15 protein-coding genes and 1 pseudogene are annotated in these 20,306 nt (G+C 63.3%); 3 read left to right on the top strand and 13 right to left on the bottom strand.

The annotated features are described in order from the left end of the window. Nucleotides 1-183: 183 nt before the first annotated feature. The 4 genes from JX001_RS08035 to JX001_RS08020 all read right to left on the bottom strand — a co-directional run bounded on the left by JX001_RS08035 (nucleotide 184) and on the right by JX001_RS08020 (nucleotide 6,864). A complete protein-coding gene (locus tag JX001_RS08035; RefSeq protein ID WP_205683005.1) occupies nucleotides 184-1,755 on the bottom strand; it encodes an alkaline phosphatase D family protein in 1,572 nt (523 codons plus the stop codon). Further along, nucleotides 1,752-3,062, bottom strand: a complete 1,311-nt coding sequence (locus JX001_RS08030) for a metallophosphoesterase family protein (protein WP_205683004.1) — start codon at nucleotides 3,060-3,062, stop codon at nucleotides 1,752-1,754. The genes JX001_RS08035 and JX001_RS08030 overlap by 4 nt, the downstream gene beginning before the upstream one ends. Nucleotides 3,063-3,120: 58 nt before the next feature. After that, nucleotides 3,121-5,346: a TonB-dependent receptor gene (locus tag JX001_RS08025; protein ID WP_205683003.1), complete on the bottom strand. Its 2,226-nt coding sequence runs from the start codon at nucleotides 5,344-5,346 to the stop codon at nucleotides 3,121-3,123. A gap of 270 nt (nucleotides 5,347-5,616) precedes the next feature. Continuing rightward, on the bottom strand, nucleotides 5,617-6,864 hold the full coding sequence (locus JX001_RS08020; RefSeq protein ID WP_241004804.1) for a TetR/AcrR family transcriptional regulator: 1,248 nt from the start codon (nucleotides 6,862-6,864) through the stop codon (nucleotides 5,617-5,619). Between the two features lie 258 nt (nucleotides 6,865-7,122). Here JX001_RS08020 and JX001_RS16265 point away from each other — a divergent pair, with 258 nt between their 5' ends. Continuing rightward, nucleotides 7,123-7,218, top strand: a complete 96-nt coding sequence (locus JX001_RS16265) for a Fe-Mn family superoxide dismutase (RefSeq protein ID WP_241004830.1) — start codon at nucleotides 7,123-7,125, stop codon at nucleotides 7,216-7,218. 160 nt (nucleotides 7,219-7,378) lie between these two features. Beyond that, nucleotides 7,379-7,771, top strand: coding sequence for a GNAT family N-acetyltransferase (locus JX001_RS08010; RefSeq protein ID WP_205683001.1), 393 nt, complete (start codon nucleotides 7,379-7,381; stop codon nucleotides 7,769-7,771). Nucleotides 7,772-8,314: 543 nt separating this feature from the next. On the opposite strand, the pseudogene JX001_RS08005 reads toward JX001_RS08010, so the two are convergent. From JX001_RS08005 to JX001_RS07965, 9 genes and pseudogenes are all read right to left on the bottom strand, one after another. Beyond that, nucleotides 8,315-9,091 (bottom strand): annotated as a pseudogene (locus JX001_RS08005) (IS5 family transposase). Nucleotides 9,092-9,157: 66 nt separating this feature from the next. After that, entirely contained in the window at nucleotides 9,158-10,237 is a 1,080-nt protein-coding gene (locus tag JX001_RS08000) for a serine hydrolase domain-containing protein (protein WP_205683000.1), read from the bottom strand. Nucleotides 10,238-10,364: 127 nt separating this feature from the next. Beyond that, entirely contained in the window at nucleotides 10,365-11,897 is a 1,533-nt protein-coding gene (locus JX001_RS07995) for a phospholipase D-like domain-containing protein (RefSeq protein ID WP_205682999.1), read from the bottom strand. Nucleotides 11,898-12,006: 109 nt separating this feature from the next. Further along, nucleotides 12,007-12,270 (bottom strand): hypothetical protein, encoded by a 264-nt coding sequence (locus JX001_RS07990; RefSeq protein ID WP_017503879.1) that lies wholly within the window; start codon nucleotides 12,268-12,270, stop codon nucleotides 12,007-12,009. An 810-nt stretch (nucleotides 12,271-13,080) separates the two neighbouring features. Beyond that, nucleotides 13,081-14,469, bottom strand: coding sequence for an OprO/OprP family phosphate-selective porin (locus JX001_RS07985; protein WP_205682998.1), 1,389 nt, complete (start codon nucleotides 14,467-14,469; stop codon nucleotides 13,081-13,083). Between the two features lie 156 nt (nucleotides 14,470-14,625). Further along, complete coding sequence (locus tag JX001_RS07980) at nucleotides 14,626-15,408, bottom strand: ABC transporter permease (RefSeq protein WP_112862290.1); 783 nt, start codon at nucleotides 15,406-15,408, stop codon at nucleotides 14,626-14,628. Further along, a complete protein-coding gene (locus JX001_RS07975; protein WP_112862291.1) occupies nucleotides 15,389-16,225 on the bottom strand; it encodes an ABC transporter ATP-binding protein in 837 nt (278 codons plus the stop codon). Before JX001_RS07975 ends, JX001_RS07980 begins: the two co-directional genes overlap by 20 nt. A 32-nt stretch (nucleotides 16,226-16,257) precedes the next feature. Further along, complete coding sequence (locus JX001_RS07970) at nucleotides 16,258-17,298, bottom strand: ABC transporter substrate-binding protein (RefSeq protein WP_205682997.1); 1,041 nt, start codon at nucleotides 17,296-17,298, stop codon at nucleotides 16,258-16,260. A gap of 67 nt (nucleotides 17,299-17,365) precedes the next feature. Further along, the gene (locus JX001_RS07965) at nucleotides 17,366-18,466 is read right to left on the bottom strand and encodes a 4-oxalomesaconate tautomerase (protein ID WP_205682996.1); all 1,101 of its coding nucleotides are present in this window, start codon (nucleotides 18,464-18,466) and stop codon (nucleotides 17,366-17,368) included. 129 nt (nucleotides 18,467-18,595) lie between these two features. On the opposite strand from JX001_RS07965, the gene JX001_RS07960 reads away from it, so the two are divergent. Next, nucleotides 18,596-19,471 carry a LysR family transcriptional regulator gene (locus JX001_RS07960; RefSeq protein WP_241004803.1) on the top strand — a complete coding sequence of 292 codons (876 nt, stop codon included), beginning with the start codon at nucleotides 18,596-18,598 and terminating at the stop codon, nucleotides 19,469-19,471. Nucleotides 19,472-20,306 lie beyond the last annotated feature (835 nt).

Here is a 20,306-nt window from a genome sequence, read left to right as displayed (position 1 = left end):
GAAGCGTCGGGTGCATGCGCCTTGTCGAGATAGCCGTGCGGGTGATCGCGGAAGCCCGTCCAGAAGTCGGGGGGTCGGCGCAGGCGCGGAGGCGCAGCCGACGAGGGCCAGGGCCAGGGCGGCCGCCATCGACCGGCGAACGAAGAGGGAAAGACGCATGGAAACTCGGAAGCTCTGGGGAAATCAGTCGATCTGGGCGCCGGGACGGCCGTCCTCGACGACCCAGCTCTTCAGGATGGACAGCGAGGCCTTCGGATCGCGCACGTCGCTGACGGCCTGATAGCGGGCGGTCATCCGCTGGGGCGTGACCTCCATCGAAATGTAGCCTCGCACGCGACTGTCGAAGAATTTGATGTGCGGATTGGCCGGCATGGCCGCCATCAGACTGTCGTAGGGCGGGCCTCCGGAGGTGATGGACGTGCCGACGAACTCGGTCGCGACCACCGGCGAGCGCTCGTCACGGCTGTCCAACAGGACGTCGTTGGTCCAGAAGGAATGGTAGTCGCCGGCCAGGACCACCGGGTTGCGCGGCTTGATCGTGTGCAGCGCCTGGGCCATGCGGTCGCGCGCGGCGGGGAAGCCGTCCCAGGTGTCGGTCCAGTAGCGGGTCTCGCCGTTGGGGTTCTCGAACCGCAGACCGGCCATGACCAAGTCCTGGCCCAAAATGTTCCAGCGCGCCTCGGCGCCCGCCAGGCCGTCGTACAGCCAGCGCTCCTGCTCGAAGCCCAGGAAGGTGCGCGACGGGTCGGCGCGGTCCAGGCACTGGGCGTCAGCGACGATCTGGCCCCTGGCGCCGCCCTCGTCCACGCAGGCCCCGCGCGAGCGATATTGGCGGCCGTCCAGCATGAAGAACTCGGCCAGTTTGCCATAGCGGACGCGCTTGTGGATCGGCATCTGCAGGCGGCGATCCAGGCGGGTGCGACGGATCGGCATGGCCTCGTAGAAGGCCTGATAGCCGGCGGCGCGGCGGCGCAGGAAATCGTCCGGCCGGCCGCCCTTGTCGGCCCATACGCCGGAATAGTTGTCCAGCACCTCATGGTCGTCCCAGACGACCAGACAGGGCGCCGCAGCGTGCAGGCGTTGCAGGTCCGCGTCGGTGCGGTGCAGCGCATAGCGATTGCGATAGCCGGCCAGGGTCGTCGCGTCTTCGAACCCGTAAGGCCGCACGATATTGGCCGCCCGCGCCCCGGTGCGGGTGTATTCGTAAATGTAGTCGCCCAAAAACAGGGTCAGGTCCGGCGCCTCGTCGGCCATATGGCCATAGGCGCTGAAATAGCCGACCTCCCAGTTCGAGCAGGAGGCGACGGCCAGCTTCAGCCGATTCACCTCCGCGTTCGGCGCCGGTGGCGTGCGGGCCAGGCCGACCGGGCTGCGTTGGCCGGCGGCGGTGAACCGATACCAGTAAGGCCGGCCGGGCGTCAGGCCCTGGACCTCAACATGGACCGAATGGGCGTCGGCGGCCTCGGCTATGACCTGACCCGAGGCGACGATGCGGGAAAAACCCTCGTCGGCGGCGACGTCCCAGCGCACCGGGATGGGCACGGCCAGATCGCCCTGTCCGTCGGCGGCGAGCGGATCGACGGCCAGCCGCGTCCACAACACGAAACCGTCCGGCCACGGATCGCCGCTGGCGACGCCCAGCGGGAACAGATAGGCCCCGCCCGCCTGGGCCCGGCCGAAGCGCAGCACGACGGGGGCGGCGACCAGCCACCCGATCAGGGCGCGGCGAGAAAAGCCGGCGTTCAGGACGCTCATTGACCGGCGCTCCCGCCAGCGGCGCCCGGACCGAAGCGGGCGCGGAAATCCTCCAGGCGGATGACGAAGTCGTCGCTGGCGACGAAGTCGGCGTCGCTCATCTGAGGCTGCTCGTTAGGCTTGTAGCGTTGCGCGTATTCCGGCTGATCCGACGCATACTGACGATAATGGGTCGAATAGGCGCGCACCCGCACCGTCGGCGTCTCGCCGGTCATGTCGAACGCCATCAGCCGCATCCAGCCATCGCCGATTCCCGGCGCGCGATCCGGCGTCAAGCCTGCGTCCCGCCCGGTCTGATTGCGGTCCTGATAGTCCGACAGCAGCTGATAGACGGCGCCGCCCTGGCGGTTGAGATCGGTGCGGAAGGCCTGGCCGTTGTGATGACCGCTCAGCACCATGAAGATCTGCGGATTGCGGGCGATCAGCTTGTCCCACACCCCTTGGGCGTCGTTATCGTAGGGGTCCAGCGCGTGCAGATCGACCACCGGATGGGCGCGGCGCTTGCCGGTCTTGTCGATGAAGTCGTGGGTGGTGATCAGGGTCGGCAGGCCGGGATGGGCGTGGATGACCGTCTCGGCCCATGTCAGGCTGGCGTCCGAGGGGGCCATCTGCAGGCCGATGTGCAGGAAGCGATAGCCGCCCGCCTCGAACACCTGGGCGCTGTCGGCGCCGCCGTCGTGAGAGGCCACATACCAGGGCCGGTCCTTGAAGAACTTCGTGTCCGCTCCGAAAGCCTGGTTCCAGGCGGTCAGGCCGCCGATGTGGATCATGCCCAGGCGGCGCAGGTCGCCGGCCGGCGCGGTCAGGTCCTGGGGCCATTGCTCGTCCCACCACTGACCGTCGTAGTCGTGATTGCCCGACACGACCGAGAACGGCAGGACGCCGTCGATAAGGTCGTATGCGGCGATGGCGGCCGGAATCTCGACCGTCCGCACCCCCTCGGCCATCTTGACCAGATTATCTCCGCCGGACATTGGCCGGGGACGAAAGCCGCGCGCGGCATGGTCGGGGTCGATGGCCAGGACCGGATGCTGCCACACGTCGCCGACGGCGGTGGCGAAGACGATGTCGCCGCCGCGCGAGGCCGCTTGATCGGCGATGAACTGAAGCTGCTCGGTCATCAGATCGCGTGCATCGAAGGGAAAGCTCGCCGCGCGCTGATGGGTGAAGTCGGCGTAGTTCTGCGTGTCGGGAATGACGGCGATGGTGAACCGGCGGGGCACCGGCTGGGCCAGGGCCGCGCCCGAGGCCAGGGCGACCCCGACCGCCAGAAGGGCGCAGGTCAGGCGTTTCCAGATAGTCTGCACGGCGCGATCTCCCGGCGAAAGAACGGGCTTCGGCCAGGCGACCGAAGCCCCGGCTGGATCAGTAACGATAGATCAGGCGCACGCCCCAGGTGCGCGGCGGATTGGGGGAACCCGTCGCCGCCGAGATGAAGCGGTTGCGCGATTCCTCGGAATAGGAATCCGTCAGATTGTTCACAAAGACGCCGAACGCAGTGTTCCCGTTCATCGGCCGCATCGTCACCCCTGCGTTGACCAGCCAGTAGGAGTCGATGATCGAGTTGGACGAGGTGGAAAACTTCTCGTCGCGGAAGGCGTAGTTGGTCTGGGCATCCACGGCCCAGTCGCCCATCTGCCAGTTGTAGGCGACCGAACCCTTGTAGTCCCATTTGGGGAAGGGCAGCCGCTCGCCGGCGCGGTCGCTGTAGACGATGGTGTTGTACTGGCCCGTCACCGGGTCCTTGGCCGCCTCGGTCGCGGTTGCATTGACGAAGAAGAACTCGTCGTATTCGCCGTATTTGTATGCCAGGGCCTGGGTGATGGTCAGGTTCGGCAGCGGCCGCCACACCGCCTCGATCTCCGCGCCCTGGATGTGGGACTTGGGCACGTTGATCATCCGGCCCACGCGGCCGGTCTGGGTGTAGAGCACGCCCTGCAACTGTTGGTCGCGGTAGTCATAGTAGAAAGCGGCGGCGTTGAACTGCAGCCTGCGGTCCAGGAAGCTGGACTTCACCCCGGTCTCATAGGCGATCAACTCTTCGAACTTGAACGGCTCCAACTGGTCCGGGAGGCCGCTGTTGTAGGTGGTGAAACCGCCCGACTTCACGCCGCGCGAGACGTTGGCGTAGGTCAGGATGTCGTCGCTGACCGTGTATTCGACACCCAGTTTGCCGGTCCATTCGCGCATCGACTGCGACTTGGAGGCCGTCGCCCGGATCGTCGGATTAGGCGCCAGGATTTCGGTCTTGAAGTTGTTCAGCTCGCGCGTCTCATCCTCGTACCGCAGGCCGCCGACCAGGGTCAGGCGGTCGGTCAGCCTGAAGTCCAGATTGCCGAACACCCCGGTCGTCTCGACCTTCTGGCCATAAGTCGTGCTCATGTAGAAGCCCAGGTTCCGGGCCTGCGAGAAGTCGGAGTAAAAGCCGCCGTCCACGCTTTCGTTGGCGTGATAGACGCCCGCCAGCCACTGGGCGCGGCCGCCGATCGGCGAGGCCAGGCGCACCTCCTGCGACGAGGTCTTGATGTCGTTGAAGAAGAAGGTGCCCGCCTCGTTCGACGCGGTGGCGTCCCAGTCGTTGAACTCGTTGCGGTCGAACGTCTCATAGCTGGCGATGGCCGTCAGGGTCGCCCAGGTCAGATCCTGGTTCAGGCGCAGGCTGACGCCCTTGCCCTCGTTGTCGCGGAACGGCTTGGCGTTCGGCGAGGCGCCGATCAGCTGGGCGAAATAGGGGCTGATGCCCCAGCCCGTGATGCGGTGCGACACGTCGATCGGATAGACCCGGCCGCCGCCCGAGGTGAAGGGGCTGGTGATCAGGCGCAGGCCCCGGCCGTCCGACTGGTCGCGGCTGTAGTGCAGGTTCAGGTCGATGTCGGTCTGGGCCGTCGGGGTCCAGTTGACGCGCAGGCGGGCGGCCTTGGTGTCCTTGTCGCCCAGACTTTCGCCGGTGTCGCGATGGTATTGCCAGGCGCCGCCCGATTCCGCCGCCACCGACAGGCGCGCGGTCAAGTTTTCCGCGACCGGACCCGACAGATAGCCCTCCAGCTTGGCCGCATCATAACTGCCGTAGCTCAGGTTCAGGCCCGCGGCGACATGGTCGGTTGGGGCTTTGGTGATGACGCTGACCGCGCCGCCAGTGGTGTTGCGGCCGTACAGCGTGCCCTGCGGTCCGCGCAGAACCTCGATGCGGGCGATGTCGTAAAGCAGCCCTTGCGTCATCACGCCGTAGGGATAGGCGACCTCGTCGACATAGATGCCCACCGTCGAGGTGTTGTTGGCGGCGTAGTCGGTCAGGCCGACGCCGCGAATGCGGAACTGCGGCTGGCCGCCGCCCAGTTGGCTGTCGACCTCCAGGCTGGGCACCGTGTTCTCCAAATCGTTGACGGTCTGGATGTTGCGGTCGTCCAGCGTCTCGCCCGAGATGACGGTCAGGGCCAGGCCCACCTTCTGCGAGGATTCAGCGCGACGCTGGGCCGTGACGATGACGTCGTCCACCGATGCGGTCGCAGCCTCGGACTGCGTTTGAGCGGCAGCCGGCAGCGCCGCCAAGGTGAGCGCGGCGACCGAAGGGCCGAGAAGTAGACGTTTCATTTTGAGCATCCATCGGGCGACGCGCGGGGCCCCCGCCCTCGCGTGTCGATGTGTTTCGGGACGTCGTCGAACAGCCGTTGCTTCCGCGCTTTGGTCGAGACGCGAGCAGCTCGGGGGAGACGAGAATGCAGCGTCTTCGTCGCGTCGGAAAAACAACTGTTCGACAACGATGCCGCAATAGGCCGCGCGAACGATGCTTTTGTGACGCTTGTAGGAACTGTTCTTGTCAGATGACGGCCGACCAGCCGCGACAAACCAGTAACACGCGTTCTACGACTTCTGGTGTGCAACCAGCAGGCAAGCTGCCGTCTTCAGGGCGTCTTTATCCAGCGGCCGGCCCCGCGCGCAGGACAGAAGGGCCTCGGCCTTGATCCACAGGGCGAAACGGGTGGCCGCCAGACGGTTGAGATCGAACTCGGCCGGCCAGACGCCCGTTTGCTTGTAATAGGTGCCCCCGCCCTCCGGTCCGCGCAGCAGCATGGCCAGGTCGCGCAGGGACGGATCGCGCCGGGCTTCGATGCAGATGCTGGCGATCAGTCGGGCGTATCGGACGTAGAAGCCTTCGGCCTCGCCCCCGATGGCCACGGTCGGCGCCATGATGGTGGCCCAGCGATCCAGATCGACAACGGCCGGATCGCCATCCGGCGCATGGCCGGCCAAGTGCCCCGGCATGTCGCGGAATACGCTGTGCCAGACGGCGTCCAGCACGAAATGACGCATGTCCGGCCAGTGATAGGCGATGGTGGAGGTCGAGGTCGCGGCCACGGCGCTGACCGAGCGATTGGTGATGGCGGTGATGCCGCCGGCCAGAATCTGGTCCGCCGCGATGTCCAGCAGCTTGCGCCGCATGGCCTCGGGTTCGGCGTCCCGGGCCGGGGCCTGAGGCAGGACCATGGCGTCGCGATACCAGAAGGTCGCGGTGGGGGGACCATCGGGCAGACCAAAGGCGCGATCGATCAGGGCGCCCAGCCCCTCGGCGGCGACGACGCCATAGTCCGCCCGGTCGCGGAGAGCGCCGGCATAATATTGTTCGAACGTCAGCCAGGCGACGAGAGGCTCCACAAAGGCGTCCAGCCGCGCATCGCGCGCCAGATGCCGACGCCAGGCGGCACAGCGCATGGCGTGCCACCGCTTCATCAGACCCCGCCGCTCCGAGGACGGGGCGGCGTCAAGCAGAAGCGGTTCCCAAATGCGGGCGAATCCCGCCTCGTCCCCGACCCGACGGCGCAGATAGGTTTGGCTCAGGGCCATCAGGCTGCCCCGTTCCAGGGGCAGGTCAGCCACCGATCCGAAGAAAACCTCGTGAAAGGCTGCATCCTGCCGCAAGGCTTCCTCGCCTGCCGCCTGAACTACGCCTGACTTGGTCCCGAACAGATTGACGATCACGGTCGTGCTCTTGCCGACCATCCGAGCCAGATCGCGCAGAGTCAGACTATCCAGACCCCCCAGCGCGGCTTGAGCAATCGCCGCCTCTACGATCTGCTGAGCAAGGTCGGGTCGGGCCGTGGACGTGGGCATGCGCCTCATTGCCCTTGCCGCCTCGACCTGTCGAGTGTGCGTCGAGGCCTTTACTTGCGCGGTCCACCCTGCGTTTGTCGATCACAAAAACTTGCCCGGCTAAATCCAGCGGCCGCATTCGGCGAGAAGCTGGCAACTCAAGCCACCGAGAGCGACGCAGATCACCTCGACGTCCAACCAGGATAATCCCTTGATAGACCTCGCCGAGCTCCGTGGCGCGCCTTTACTCACGTCAACGTCTGGGAACACGCCTATTATCTGAAATATCAAAATAAGCGCGCCAACTACGTCACCGCTAGGTGGGTCGTCCTGAACTGGAACAAGGTCAACAGTGTCTATGCCGAAGCACAGTAACGCCTGTCCATAGCGCCGCTCCTCCGTCTGACGCCCTGGCCCCGCTCCGGGGATATTCATGACCGACGACTAACGCCTCATAGCCGAAACACCCCGCCCTGCCGACAATCTGAGACTGCGCGTCGAAGCGGGTCTTTCACCGAAAACGATCGAGGGCCCAGTGGCGGGCCTGCCCAGCACCGTCTACCCCATGGTGATCAGACGCAATCGCGACGCTGCCGGGATGGAGCGGATCGTTGGAGACGTCGGCCTTTTCTTTAAGTTGGTGGATATCGCGGTCCATCCCGCGCATCAGGGCCGGGGGCTTGGCAAGGCCATCGTCGCCTCTCTGGTCGATTGCCTAGACGCAAGCGCCCCCAAGGGAGCCCATGTCAGCCTGATGGCCGACAGCGAAGCGCACCGGCTCTACGCGCAGCATGGATTCGCGCTTACCGCTCCCCGGTGGGTCGGCATGGCGTTTTGTCGTCTAGAACGCCTCAAACTGAGGGCCAACCGATTTGACCAAAGCGAGGACATGCCCCCTCAACGCCTTAGCTTTGCTATCGAAGCTTAACCCGGTTCGAAGAGCTTGCCGAACGTGGTAAATTTTGGGGTGAACTACGGTCGCTCTTCACTCCCACTCGATTGCCCGATGACACAGAAGGCGCTGGTTTATTGCCGATTTTTCTCTAACCTAGTGAATATGCTATCAGCGTTACAGGACATTCAGCCAAGGATACTGAGAACAAATGAGATTTTGGCCGGCGCAGAATTTCAGTGATCTTGCCATCCATCGGCACTTCATGACCGCTGATGAGTACGCCAACCACGGTTGGCGTCGCTCTCAGAGCGCTTGTAATAGCCGACAGTCCATACCGACACGAGCGACTGGGCGGACTTAAGCGATACCATCACTGGCGTCGTCGGCCCATGTCGCCAGTGCGCCAGTGGCGGAAATCGGCGGCTCGCTTGGAACCGGACATTCAGGCTCGCAGCAAGTCCGGTTACTAGCTCTTTGCTGAGGTCTGCTTTCGATCCAACGAGAGCGCTAACTGCCCGCAGGAAATGTGGTCCGGCCCCCGTGGCCCAAAGAGTCAGTTCCCAAGACCTTTTCGATCTAGGCTCCGGACTCAATCGGCATCCACCAAGTGACGGCGGCGGCGATAAGCACGGCGGACAGGAAGTTGTCGGCCCGTTTGTCGTATCGGGTTGCGATGCGCCGGAAGTCCTTGATGCGGCAGAACATCCGTTCGACGGCGTTGCGGCTCCGATAGGCAACGGGGTCCTAGGTGTGGGATGTTTGCGCGTCGGGTTGGGCGGGATGACGGGTTCGCAGCCTCGTTCGGCGAGCCAGTCGCGCAACTTGCGGGCGTCGTAGGCGCGGTCGGCCAGGAGCTTGCGAGGCGTCGGCACAATCCTGAGCAACGCCGCAGCTCCGACGAGGTCATGGGTGTTCCCAGCCGTCAGAACCAGGGCTCGGGGCCGGCCCAGGTCGTCGGTCAGGGCGTGAATCTTCGTCGTCCGACCGCCCCGGGAGGCTCCGATGGCGTTTTCGAAGGCCCCCCTTTTGCGCCCGCCGCCGAGCGGTGGGCTTTCACGTAGGTGGCGTCTATCGCGCCAGTGAACACGTCGCTCTTGCCGGTCAGGCGTAGAAGACCTCGCTCTAAACGCCCTGTCGGCTCCAGCGATTGAAGCGGTTGTATACCGTCGTGTACGGCCCGTAATCGGTCGGACAGTCCCGCCATCGGGCGCCCGACCGCAGCATGTGGACGATCCCGCTGATCACCCGGCGATCATCTACACGCCGCGCGCCGCTACGGCCTCTCGGCAGATGCGGCTCGATCGCCGCCCACTCCACATCCGACAACCCGTAAACCGACTTCGACTTCGCCATCCGGAGCACCTCCGGAATCTTGGAATCAGCCTTCGCATTCCAAAGCAAGCTGATTGAGTACGGAGCCTAGGGCGCAGGCAGATCGAAAATGGTCGTGGCGAAGTCGTTGATCACCGTCTGCGACATATCGGTATTGTTCAGGACCGCTACCGATCGACGATCCGACAGTCGGTAAGTTAGAAGGGATTTATAGCCTCCTACGGAGCCTGTTTCCCAGGCGACAGGTCCTTCGGCTCCCACGCGAACCCTGCCGCCTAGAGCGTAGCGCTCCTCCAGGTATCGAACGTTCAAAAGGTCTGACTTCGACTGCGGCGTTAAGTGCGTCCCGCTCAGGAGCTGATCTGCGAATGTCAGCAAGTCAGCAGCATCGGCATAGAAGGTCCCGGAGGCGGCGCCGTAGCCATAACATGTGCTCATATCCAACTGCGCGGCGGCGGTCTGACCATCGAAGGCAGGCACCAAGCGGGGAACGCCTTCGAAACCTCGACGCGCGATCCCCGTGTTTCTCAGCCCCATGGGTTTGAATAGCAAACTCTGCGCCAAATCCTCGAAACTTGCGCCAGTCTCAGCTTCAATCACAGCGCGAACGATCACCCAGTTCATGAAGGCATAGTCGAAGTCCGAACCAGGAACGAACTTTGTCTCCGTCGGCGCGAAACGGCTGACCATTTCTCCCGCAGAAGCAGTTGACGTTCGCAGATCGGAATTTGCTTTGGCGGCCGGCATCAGAAGATCGGGAAGCCCGCTCGTATTGGACAGGAGGTGCGCCAAGGTTACGGTCGCTCCACTGCTCGCAGGGAAACCCGGAAGAAGCGTGGATAGCGGCGTATCCAGGCGCAACAGTCCAGCCTCCACCAGCCGAAGAACCATGGCTGCCGTGAACCATTTCGAGATGGAGCCAATGGCGTAGGTCGAGGCGGCGTTGGCTGGAGACCGATCGCGAACGTCGGACACCCCGTAGGCCTTCATCAAGATCGGTCGACCTGCGATCGCAATCGCGATCACTCCATTGAAGTTTTGTGCCTCGGCAAACCCGTCAGCGACCACTTCGATAGCCTCAATATCTACTGCGGCGGCATGGCCTGCCGGCATAAGTCCCACTGTCGCTAGCGACGTCGCAAGCAGTTGGCGGCGCGAAATGTTCATTTGAATGGCTCGGTTGGGACGCCCAGATTCATAGGCAGCTTCATGAGGCTCAACCAAGTGACAACGAAGACAGGTTCGTACGCCTAACCGATAGGTTTCAAGAGTAAGCGGTCGCCAGCATCCAAGGTTAGTCCTGGCCGAGGCCCGGTTCGATCGAACCGCCGAGCGGCACGTCCGGGGCCGGAATGTCTGCGCGGACCAGCCGATGCGCCGCCGCGGCAAGCTTGTGTCGCATCTGCGCGGGTCGGCGCCACGGTCGAAGACTGTCGGCTGCCGAGATGGGATCGCCTAGATGGTGTTCGGCGACGAACCGGGAAAAGGCGCCGTGACTGCGTGATCGAAGCGGGCGCAGACGATCCCAACCTTCGTCCCGCAGATGTTCGATGCCGGCGCTGATGCCGCCGTGGGTCATTATCGCCTGCGTGACCTGCATTTCTTCGCACCCTAGCCAGTGCGCGATCAGTCGGTTGCGAAACACGCCGATACACGCCCCTCCCGCCCCTTCAGGGTCCGACCCCGCATCCAGGGTCAGATCGCATTCGCTATCGAAGCCTTGCGATCGGTTGTTGACGTTGCTGGAGCCAATGCGCACGAAACGGTCATCGACGACGGCGAGCTTGGCGTGGACGATGATGATCCGGCCGTTGCGGGTGACGGGGCTGTAGGCGCTGAACCGCCCATGCCGGTCCGCGTCTTCAAGCCGTTTGAGAAACGCCGAGCGCGTCTTGTCCATGGTCATCTGGTCAAACCAGCTTGGCGAATGCCGGGTCGACACCAGGATCACCTCCGGACCGTCGGCTTCATCGAGCCGTTGGGCGATGGCCTCCGCGACGATGGGCGAGGTGAAATACTGGTTTTCGATATAGAGGGTCGTTTTGGCCGAGGCGATCGCGGCCAAGGTGGCCGCCTCCCCCTGCCTCAGCTCCGGGAAATCTTTCCACGGGGCCTGGGTTCGGGACACGCCGATCTCGACGTTTTCCAGATCGGGCCTCACATCGGCCGGCCAGACGTCGGAAACCGTTTCAGCCGGCGCAGCAAGCATCTCTCCGGTCGCTCTCGCCCACCGTTCGCGGAAAAGATCACCCAGAGTGGCCGCCGGCGGACCGTCGATCATCGCCATGACCTCATGGCGGCAATCGTAGCAGGGCGTTCCTTTGGCCGTCTTCCCCCGCCGCGGGTCGGGGTGAAGGTGTTCGGGACTATCCCACCGGTCGGGACCGATGTCGCAACTGCCGCAGAAGGCCACGGCGTCATCGACGATGATGACCTTCTGGTGGTGGGAAGCGCCTGGCGGCAAGGTTCCGTCCAGACGAAAATCGACGCGCGTGTCGGCGAAGAAGCGACGACTGCGCCAGGGAAAGAACCGCTGAGTGGCCGCAACGGCGACGGGCGACTTCCAGCACAGGATCCGTATTTCGAGGTCCGGCCGGGCCTCGGACAGATCTCTGAGGAAGCGGCCGATTGTTTGCGGACCCGAACCGTCCGTCGGCTCGTGATCAAGGATGGTGTCGGGATCAAAGGCCCAGTTCAGGAAGTGGATGGACCGGCTCGCTTGGCTCATCGCCACCTTTGCTGCCGCCAGATAAGGCTCCATGTCTACCAGTAGCGCGGCGCGGGGCGCGACTTCGGCGCGCCAGCAGGTGGTTCCGACTTCCAGCATCTCGACGTCTCCCGACAAAAATCGCCCGGTGAGCCGGTCGCACGAACTACAGCATCTAGAAGGTGACGCGACGCCGCCGAAATGCATCGGCAGCGTCGCGACGTTTGTCTTATTGGGTCCGCGCTGCGGCGTCGGCCGCCGCATCGGTCTTGCGCGCCGCGGTATCGGCGGCCGCGTCGGCGTCGGCTGCCGCGTCCTTGGCCGCAGCCGCGGTCGCGTCGGCGGCGGCATCTGCATTCGCGGCTGTGTCGCTGGCCGCCGAGGCGACGGTGTCGCCGGCGTTTTCCGCGGTGGCGGCGGCGTTTTTCTCGGTACGGTCGGAGCAGGCCGCCAAGGCCAAGGCGGCCGCAGCGGCGATGTACAGGATGCGCATTGTGTGTTTCCTCTTGCTGATCCAGCGGCTTATCCGCCTTTGATTGCAGCGTCGTCAGGCTAGAACGAAGGCCTGCCGATGGCGACAGACATTTTCTGTACTGGCGTGATGCGTCGAGCGTCTGGCGCAGATCGCCCGAACGTCACACCGGGGAAGCCCTAGGCTCGGCATCGCGCCGACAGCGGACGTTGCTGCACCGGCAGGTGTCGGGCATCCAGCGCGACATGCTGACGTCCGGTTACCACTCTTGAGGTCAGGGCAGTGCTTGTGGGGCGGTACGGCTGGGTCGAGCATCCGCGGATCAACAGCACTCAGCCCAGATAGCGGCGCTTGGAGGTCGACTGCAGGCCACCCCGCAAAGGGTGGGGTGCGGTGGGTCAAAATGATTATCAATGAGAGCTGGAATGGGGTTCCCGGCTATTCCATCGACTACAACGTCTTTCTGCTGAGGTTGGGAACGATATCGAACATCTATGACGTTACCAATATTAAGCAAAAATCATTCGATCGTTCAGATCTAAAATACACTCTTGTGGGCGTTCACGGCCACTCGAAAGCCATTTTCAACGGCCGACGAAAAGCGCCGGCATGGGCTGAATCGACAAACGGAAGGCGTTGGATCTGTCAGCTATTGGAGGTCACCAAGCTCTGCTGAGCGCAGGGGGCTCCCAGGCCGAGAATGACAATGCCGCTTTGGTCCAGCACCAACGGTTCGCTCGCGCCGTGCGAGCATTGGCTGCACCATCAAGCAGAACCATTTGCGCTGTCCAGCGAGAGCTTTGCTGGACAGCGCGTCGCTATGCAAGGTGATTAGAAACTCAGCGCGGACCTCACCACGACTGTGGTCCCCGTGTCTGCGCCCTGGAAGGCGCCGGTCCGGTTGTCTGTTTCCCACCGGGTGGCGTTCAGCATGAAGCGGAGTTGGCTCGTCCAATACCAGTTCACGCCGAGCGTCACAGCCGTGGCGTCCCCGCCAGTCGGTGCGTCGGTGAAATCGTAGGCATCATAGCGCGCCAGAACTTCCCACGCGCCGGTTCCGCCCTCCGTCACGGGCGAGTGCACCGTCGTGCGCGACCAGGCGCCGGTCTTGGCTGAATATCCCGCCTTATCCGGCGTGAGGAACCAGCCGCCCGCCAAGGACCAGGCGTTTTGGTCGACAGCGTAGCGACCGGTTACAGGCCCGCCTTCAACCGTGCGGCGGCCAGCTTCGGCATAGATCCAGGCGCGCCCGAAAGCCCCGGCTTCCACCCCGTAGGCCGATCCATGCTCGGGCGCCACGAGCGCGCCGCTCGAGCTGCGGACCAGATCATTGAAATGACCGGCGATATAGGCGTTGCGCGAGATTGAGTTGAGCGTTCGGGGATAGTTCTCGTAGAAGGCCCAACCGCCAAGATGCAGGATGACGTCAGATGTCTTGACCGGATTCCAGTGGGCGCGAGTGGTGACGGTGAAGGTGTCGTTGTTGTCCCCGGCATTGGACAGATCCTCGCCGGTGATCGCCGCTGTCATGTGCCAGTTGGAGCCTGTCAGGCGGCCTGTAAGCCCTACGCCGAAGGATCCCTTCTGGGCGCCGATGGCCGTTCCGACTGCGTTTCGTTCGACGAACGGAACCGAGATGACGCCCGACGCCCCATCCAGACTCCGGTCGTTCAGCCTCTGACCGATGGTGAGCGACCCCTCAACGTCGCCGAATTTCTTGAGCAGCTCGATATTGGCGGAACGCACACTGACGACGTTGTCCGTCAGCTCAGCTTCCACGGCATAGCGGACATTGGGTGAAATGGCGCCCTCGGCGCCCAGCCGGATCGCGCGAAGTTCGGTGCCGGAAATATTGCGGTCGGCGAAGTCCGATCCCGACGTGCTTGATGCATCGACCTGCACCCGTCCACGTAGGCGAAACGATGCGCCGCCTTGTGCAAACTCTGGCGCGCCCTTGCTCCAATCGATCCGAAGGTCCGGACGCGGCGGCGCGGCGGCGGCGACTTGCGGGGCGGGAGGCGTCGCAACGGCTGCGGCCGGCGGTGCCGGCTGCGGCTTGGATTCCAGGGCGTCCAGCCGCGCCTCCAGCGCGGCGATGGTTCGCGCCTGGGCCTGGACGATCGCTGCGAGATCCGCCTCGTTGACCGACTGGGCATGGGCGCCCGACGCTGTCGCCAGAGCAGAGGCGGCGACGGACACGATTAGAGTGCTCTTGAACATGGTTGCTCCTCCCAGGGCGCAGGCTCTCGATCGACCGAAGAGGCGGTCGAGGGGGCCGTCGTTATTCTTGGAAATTCCGCGAACAGGCCCGTCGCATTCGCTGCGGGCATGTCCGTCATGGATCCCGCCCGGGGTGGCGCCCGGGCGGGGTCGTCGTCAGAGAGTGGCGGGCTTGGCGTCTGCGCGCGGCCGCCACGTGATCAGGCGGTTTTCAGCAACGTCCAGCAGTCGGTCAATGAAGAGGACGAAAACGGCCAGGATGATGATGCCGGCGAAGACGCCCACTGAGTTGAAGTTGCCCTCGGCCTGAGCAATCAGATACCCAAGTCCGGCCGACGCGCCGAGATATTCGCCGATGATGGCGCCGACGACCGCAAAGCCGACGGAGGTCCGCAGGGACGACAGGATCCAGCTCGCCGCCGCCGGGAAGTAGACGTGAACCAGCAGATCCGAACGTTTGGCGCCCAGGATGCGGGCGTTGGCCAGAACGGCCGGGTTAACCTCACGCACGCCCTGCATGGCGTTGAAGAAGGTGATGAAGAAGACGAGCGTCACCGCCAAGGCGACCTTGGACCACAGACCCAAGCCCAGCCACAGCACGAAGATCGGCGCCAAGACCACGCGCGGGATGGCGTTGAAACCCTTGATGAAGGGATCAAGAATCCGGGCGGCCATCGGGCTGAGCCCCAACCAGACGCCTGCGGCGACACCAAGCATCGTGCCGATGATGTAGCCCAACACCGTCTCGGTCAGTGTGATGACGACGTGGTGGAAGAAGCTGGGATCGGACACCCAGTTCCAGATTTGGAGGCCGATATCGCTGGGAGCGGGGAAGAAGAACTTGTCGATGACGCCCGTCATCACCCCAAGCTGCCATCCGCCGAAGATGAAGATCGCCAGGGCGATCTGCATCGCGCGTTCATTTTTCAGGACGTGCATAGCTTTTCTCCACTTCGCCGCGCAGGCAGGCCCAGATGTCGCGGTACAGATCTGTGAATCGTTGATCGAGCTTGATTTCGGCCACATCACGCGGCCGCTCCAGATCGACCGGGAAGCTCTCGACCACACTGCTGCGTGGACCGGAGGCCAGGACGACGACGCGGTCGCCCAAGGCGATGGCCTCGTCCAGATCGTGAGTGATCATGATCACTGCGCGCCGATCTTCCTGCCAAAGCCGCAAAAGCTCGTTCTGCATCAGGTGGCGGGTGTGGATGTCCAAAGCCGAAAAGGGTTCGTCCATCAGGATCACCTTGGGTTCGGTGATCAGGGCCTGGGCCATCTGAACGCGCTTGCGCTGGCCGCCGGACAACTGGTGCGGATAGCGTTTTCCAAATCCGGCCAGACCCACCTTGGCCAACCACGCGTCGACTTTCTCGGCACGTTCGGCTTTGGAGATGTCAGACCGGAATTTGAGCCCCAGCTCGACGTTCTCGAAGGCCGTCTTCCAGGGCAGCAACGCCTCCTGCTGGAACAGATAGCCGATGTCGCCCTGGATTCCTGAAACCGGCTGACCATCGATGGTCACAGAGCCCTTCGCCGGCTTAAGAAGGCCCGCGACCGCATTCAGGATGGTGCTTTTGCCGCACCCCGTCGGACCGACGACCGAGACGAACTCGCCGTCGGCTACCGTGATGTTGACGTTTTCCGTGGCGACGAAATCACCGAACGCCATGGTGACGTCGTCGATGCAGACCATCGGTTTGGGATGCTTAGCCGGTCGGATCGGCGTCGGCATCTTCAGTACAGCGGAAGCCATTCCCGGCCCTTTCTGTTTAACTGGGGTTGAACTCAAGGTCGGACCGCCGCGGCCGGAGAGGCGGCGGCGCGATCGACAAAGGCGTTGGTGTAGGTCTTGGCCAGATCGACATTCGCGCCCTTAACGTCGGGATTGAATGCTGACAGCACACGCAGGGGCGTCTGAACGTCCGTCGCATTGAACCGGCCATCGGCGGAGAAGATCGCCTTGGCCTTCTCGACAGCCAGCGTGTAGGTCGCCTTGTCGCCGGAAATGAAGTCCGAGGGCAGGCTGGCGACGATCTCTTCCGCGGAGTGATCGCGGATGAACTGCAGGGCCCGGAGTTCGGCGCGAGTGATCTTCTCGACCGTCTTGGGATTGGCGTCGATGAAGCGCTGCTCAGCGTAGAGCACCGACGTGGGGTAGATGCCGCCGTACACTTCGCGCGCGCCTTCATCGCTGCGGGCGTCGATCAGGATGCGCCCGATGCCCTTTTCCTCGATCAGCGTCGCGGCCGGATCGTAGTTTACCAACAGATCGATATTGCCCTGCTCGAGCGCAGCCACGGCGGCGGCGCCGGATCCGACGCCGATCAGAGACACGGAATCCTGAGGGATGTTGTGGCGCTGGAGGTAGTAGCGGACGAAAAAGTCCGACGACGAGCCTGGCGCGGTGATGCCGATCTTGGCGCCGCGAATGGTCTCGGGCCTAGCCGGATCGAAGGTCGACTTCTTGCCGCCCGCCAGCACCAGGCCGGAGTTGCGCGACAGGACGACGAAGCCCACCACATCCTTGTTCTTGGGCTGCATCTGAATGGTGTGATCGTAGAAGCCGACCGCCACGTCGGTCGAACCCGCGACCAGGGCTTGCAGCACTTTGGAACCGCCCTGGGCGAAATTCTCTGTGCGGACGTCCAACCCTTCGTCCTTGAAATAGCCGTTGGCGGCCGCCACGAAGAACGGAAGATTGTTGAGGTTGTAGGAGCCCACGCTCATGCGCACGGTGGCGACCTCGCCCGCCGGGCCATCGGTTTTAGAACAGCCTGCGGATGCAAAGGCTACGGCGCAGACGGCCGCCAGGATCAGTTTACGCATCTCTTCCTCGTTTCAGTCCCTGTGATTGATGTCGCCTTTGCGGCGCTCTTGGTCTTGGGATGTCGCCTTAAGCGGCGGCGGTCCAGTTCTCCTGTCCATGCGACAGAGGCTTCAGGAATACGCGGCCCTCAAACAGGCGGCGGGCTGTGCGGACCAGACCGGCGACGATCTCACCGCGCTCATCGCGCGTAAGGCTGACTTCCAGCGTGCCGCTCGGGTGTTCGATGGTGACGACCGAGGGTGTCTCGATCCGCCCGACCAGATCTGCGGCGACGGTGCCCGGAGTAGCGCACGCCGTAGCAATGCCCACGGCGCCGGTGGTGGCCAGGGCGGTGTGACACGAGTGCGGCATGAAATAGCGCGCCCGGATCGTGCCGCCGTCTGAAGGTGCAGACACCAGGACAGGCTTCGGAACCACGCGTCCGCTGGCATTGGCGATACCCATCCGATCCGCCGCGACGAGCCTGATCGTCTCAAGCCGCGCCATGAAATCCGGGTCGGCGTCGAGTTGCGCAGGGGTTTCTCCGCCGGTGACGCCAAGGTCGCTTGCGTTGATCAACACCATGGGAATCGCACAGTCGAAGCAGCTGATCCGCACACCGTCTACGGTTTCGCTGGTCAGTCCCGTGGGCAGCAGCTTGCCCGTCAGTGTGCCGGCGGCATCGGCGAAAGACAGGGAGATCGGCGCGGCCGTCCCGGGCGCTCCCGCGATCTCGGCGTCGCCGAGATAGGTGACCCGGCCAGCTTCTGTCGGGACGTGGGCCTCAATCAGCTTGTCGGTATTCACATTGTAGATCACGACCCGCGTTTCACCCTCGGTCGGCGAGACGAGACCGGCCTCAATGGCGAAGGGACCGACAGCGGCCAGCATGTTTCCGCAGTTCGGTGTCAGATCGACGATCTGCTCGTCCACACGGACCTGCGCGAACAGGTAGTCGACATCAGCCCGCTCGTGGTTCGAGCGAGACACGATGGCGACCTTGCTGGTCAGCGGGTTTCCACCGCCGATCCCGTCGATCTGCAGCGGATGTCCCGAACCCATGACCGCCATCAAGGCGGCGTCGCGATCTTTGGCGTCGGACGGCAGGTCGCTTGCGAGGAAAAAGGGACCTTTGGAGGTACCGCCTCGCATGAGCACGCACGGGATGCTGTCAAGATCGTTGGACAAGACACAAATCAACTGATGCACAAACCGGAATGGTTTGTTTCGTTGAGACGCAATTCGCATCAGTAGTATTGATTTGTAAAATGCGTTATTCGCAGCTACTCATGCGTTATGGCTATCAATTGTGAACTGTTGGACATCCGCGCCTTCTTGGCGGTGGTCGATATGCGCAGCTTCCATAAGGCGGCGCGGTCGCTGAACCTGTCTCAACCGGCGTTGAGCCGCCGGATACAAAAGCTTGAAGCCTCGATCGGCGCCCCGATCCTGGAACGAACCACACGAAATGTGGCTCTCACGGCGGTCGGCACCGAACTGCTGCCGTTGATGAGGCGAATGATCGAAGAGTTTGACTCGTCTCTGTTCGCCGTTCGGGAGCTGGGGCCTCAGCGAACGGGTCAGGTGACGATCGCCTGCCTGCCCACCGCCGCCTTCTATTTCCTGCCGACGGTCATCAAGCGGTTCAACGACGAGTTCCCTCACATTCGAATCCGCATTCTCGACCTGCCCGCGAATGAAGGCGTGCAGGCCGTCGCGCGGGGAGAGGTCGAGTTCGGCATCAATCTGATGGGGGCCTCTGATCCGGACCTGAGCTTCGACACCCTGCTCGACGACCCCTTCGTTCTCGCCTGTCGCAGAGATCACGCGCTCGCAGCCTACGACAACATTCACTGGCCGCAGCTGGTCAATCACAGACTCATCACTGTGTACCGCTCAAGCGGGAACCGCGTGCTGCTCGACTCCGCTTTGGCCAAGGCCAATATCAAGCTCAACTGGTTCTATGAGGTGACCCACCTGTCTACCTCGTTGGGACTGGTTGAGGCCGGGCTAGGGATCTCGGTGCTGCCACGGCTTGCAACCCCCCAGGCGGAACACCCGATACTGGTCACCCGTGCAATCGTCGATCCGATCATTTCCAGGCCGATCGGGATCGTGCGGCGGCGCGGCGCGACCCTGTCTCCCAGTGCAGAGCATTTCTTGGAAATGCTGACTGACATCTGGCGTACCTGAGCCAGAGCGACAGGTCCGAGTCTGCTAGATCATGGAAGTGGCTTACCGCAGGCCAGTCCAATACAACAGAAGAATACCTTCTAGGGGCTTCTGCAGAATAGACGAATTTTACAATCCTAGCAAATGCTTAAAGGCCTCTTCGGAACCAAGTCGAAAGCGCCGTCCGCCTCCAGTTATTCCCACTCGATTACACGAAGGCCGGTAGCGCGTTGATCGGCAAGGACTTTGCACCAGAGGTCACCTAAAGCGCCGTATCGTAGTCCGAATAGATCGTGGACTGTTGAAAACAATGAAGAAATAATCGGATGTAAAAAGCGCGTGATCACGAGATCTTTCGGGGTGTATTGACAATGCCGCAGGCGTGGTGCGCGAGGGAATCGTACCGGTATACCTAGGCATAGGCGGATACCATAGCCTGACGTTTTGAAGAACAGGCGAGGCCTGGAGCTCATCGTCATCTATCGGCAGATCTCCTGCCCTTTCATTCCGCCTGGCTTCAAAGTCGCGCGCCGCCGCACGCCGACCGAGCGCGTGAGCGCTCGGTCGGCGTTGAACAACTATTCCCCGGCGCGCTCCGCTTCTCCGGCGTGCTGGCTTCGAGAACATCGATGCTGCCGTCCGCTCCCAAAGTTGCGATCCCCATGGCCGCCTGCCTTCCCACCGGGACGAGTGGCACGTCGGGGCCTCGGTGACCACTCCTGCCACCACAGCGAAGCGCAAAGCCAGCTTCGCGCCATGAGCGGACATGACAGTCACCGCGCAAAGGCGACATTCACCTGAGTTACCACGCCGAGCCGCCGCCATTTTATCGCGATCGCAATCGCGCGAAACCGGT

Source organism: Brevundimonas fontaquae, from assembly GCF_017086445.1.
Taxonomy (GTDB): domain Bacteria; phylum Pseudomonadota; class Alphaproteobacteria; order Caulobacterales; family Caulobacteraceae; genus Brevundimonas; species Brevundimonas fontaquae.
This window is presented reverse-complemented; position numbering and strand designations above follow the sequence as displayed.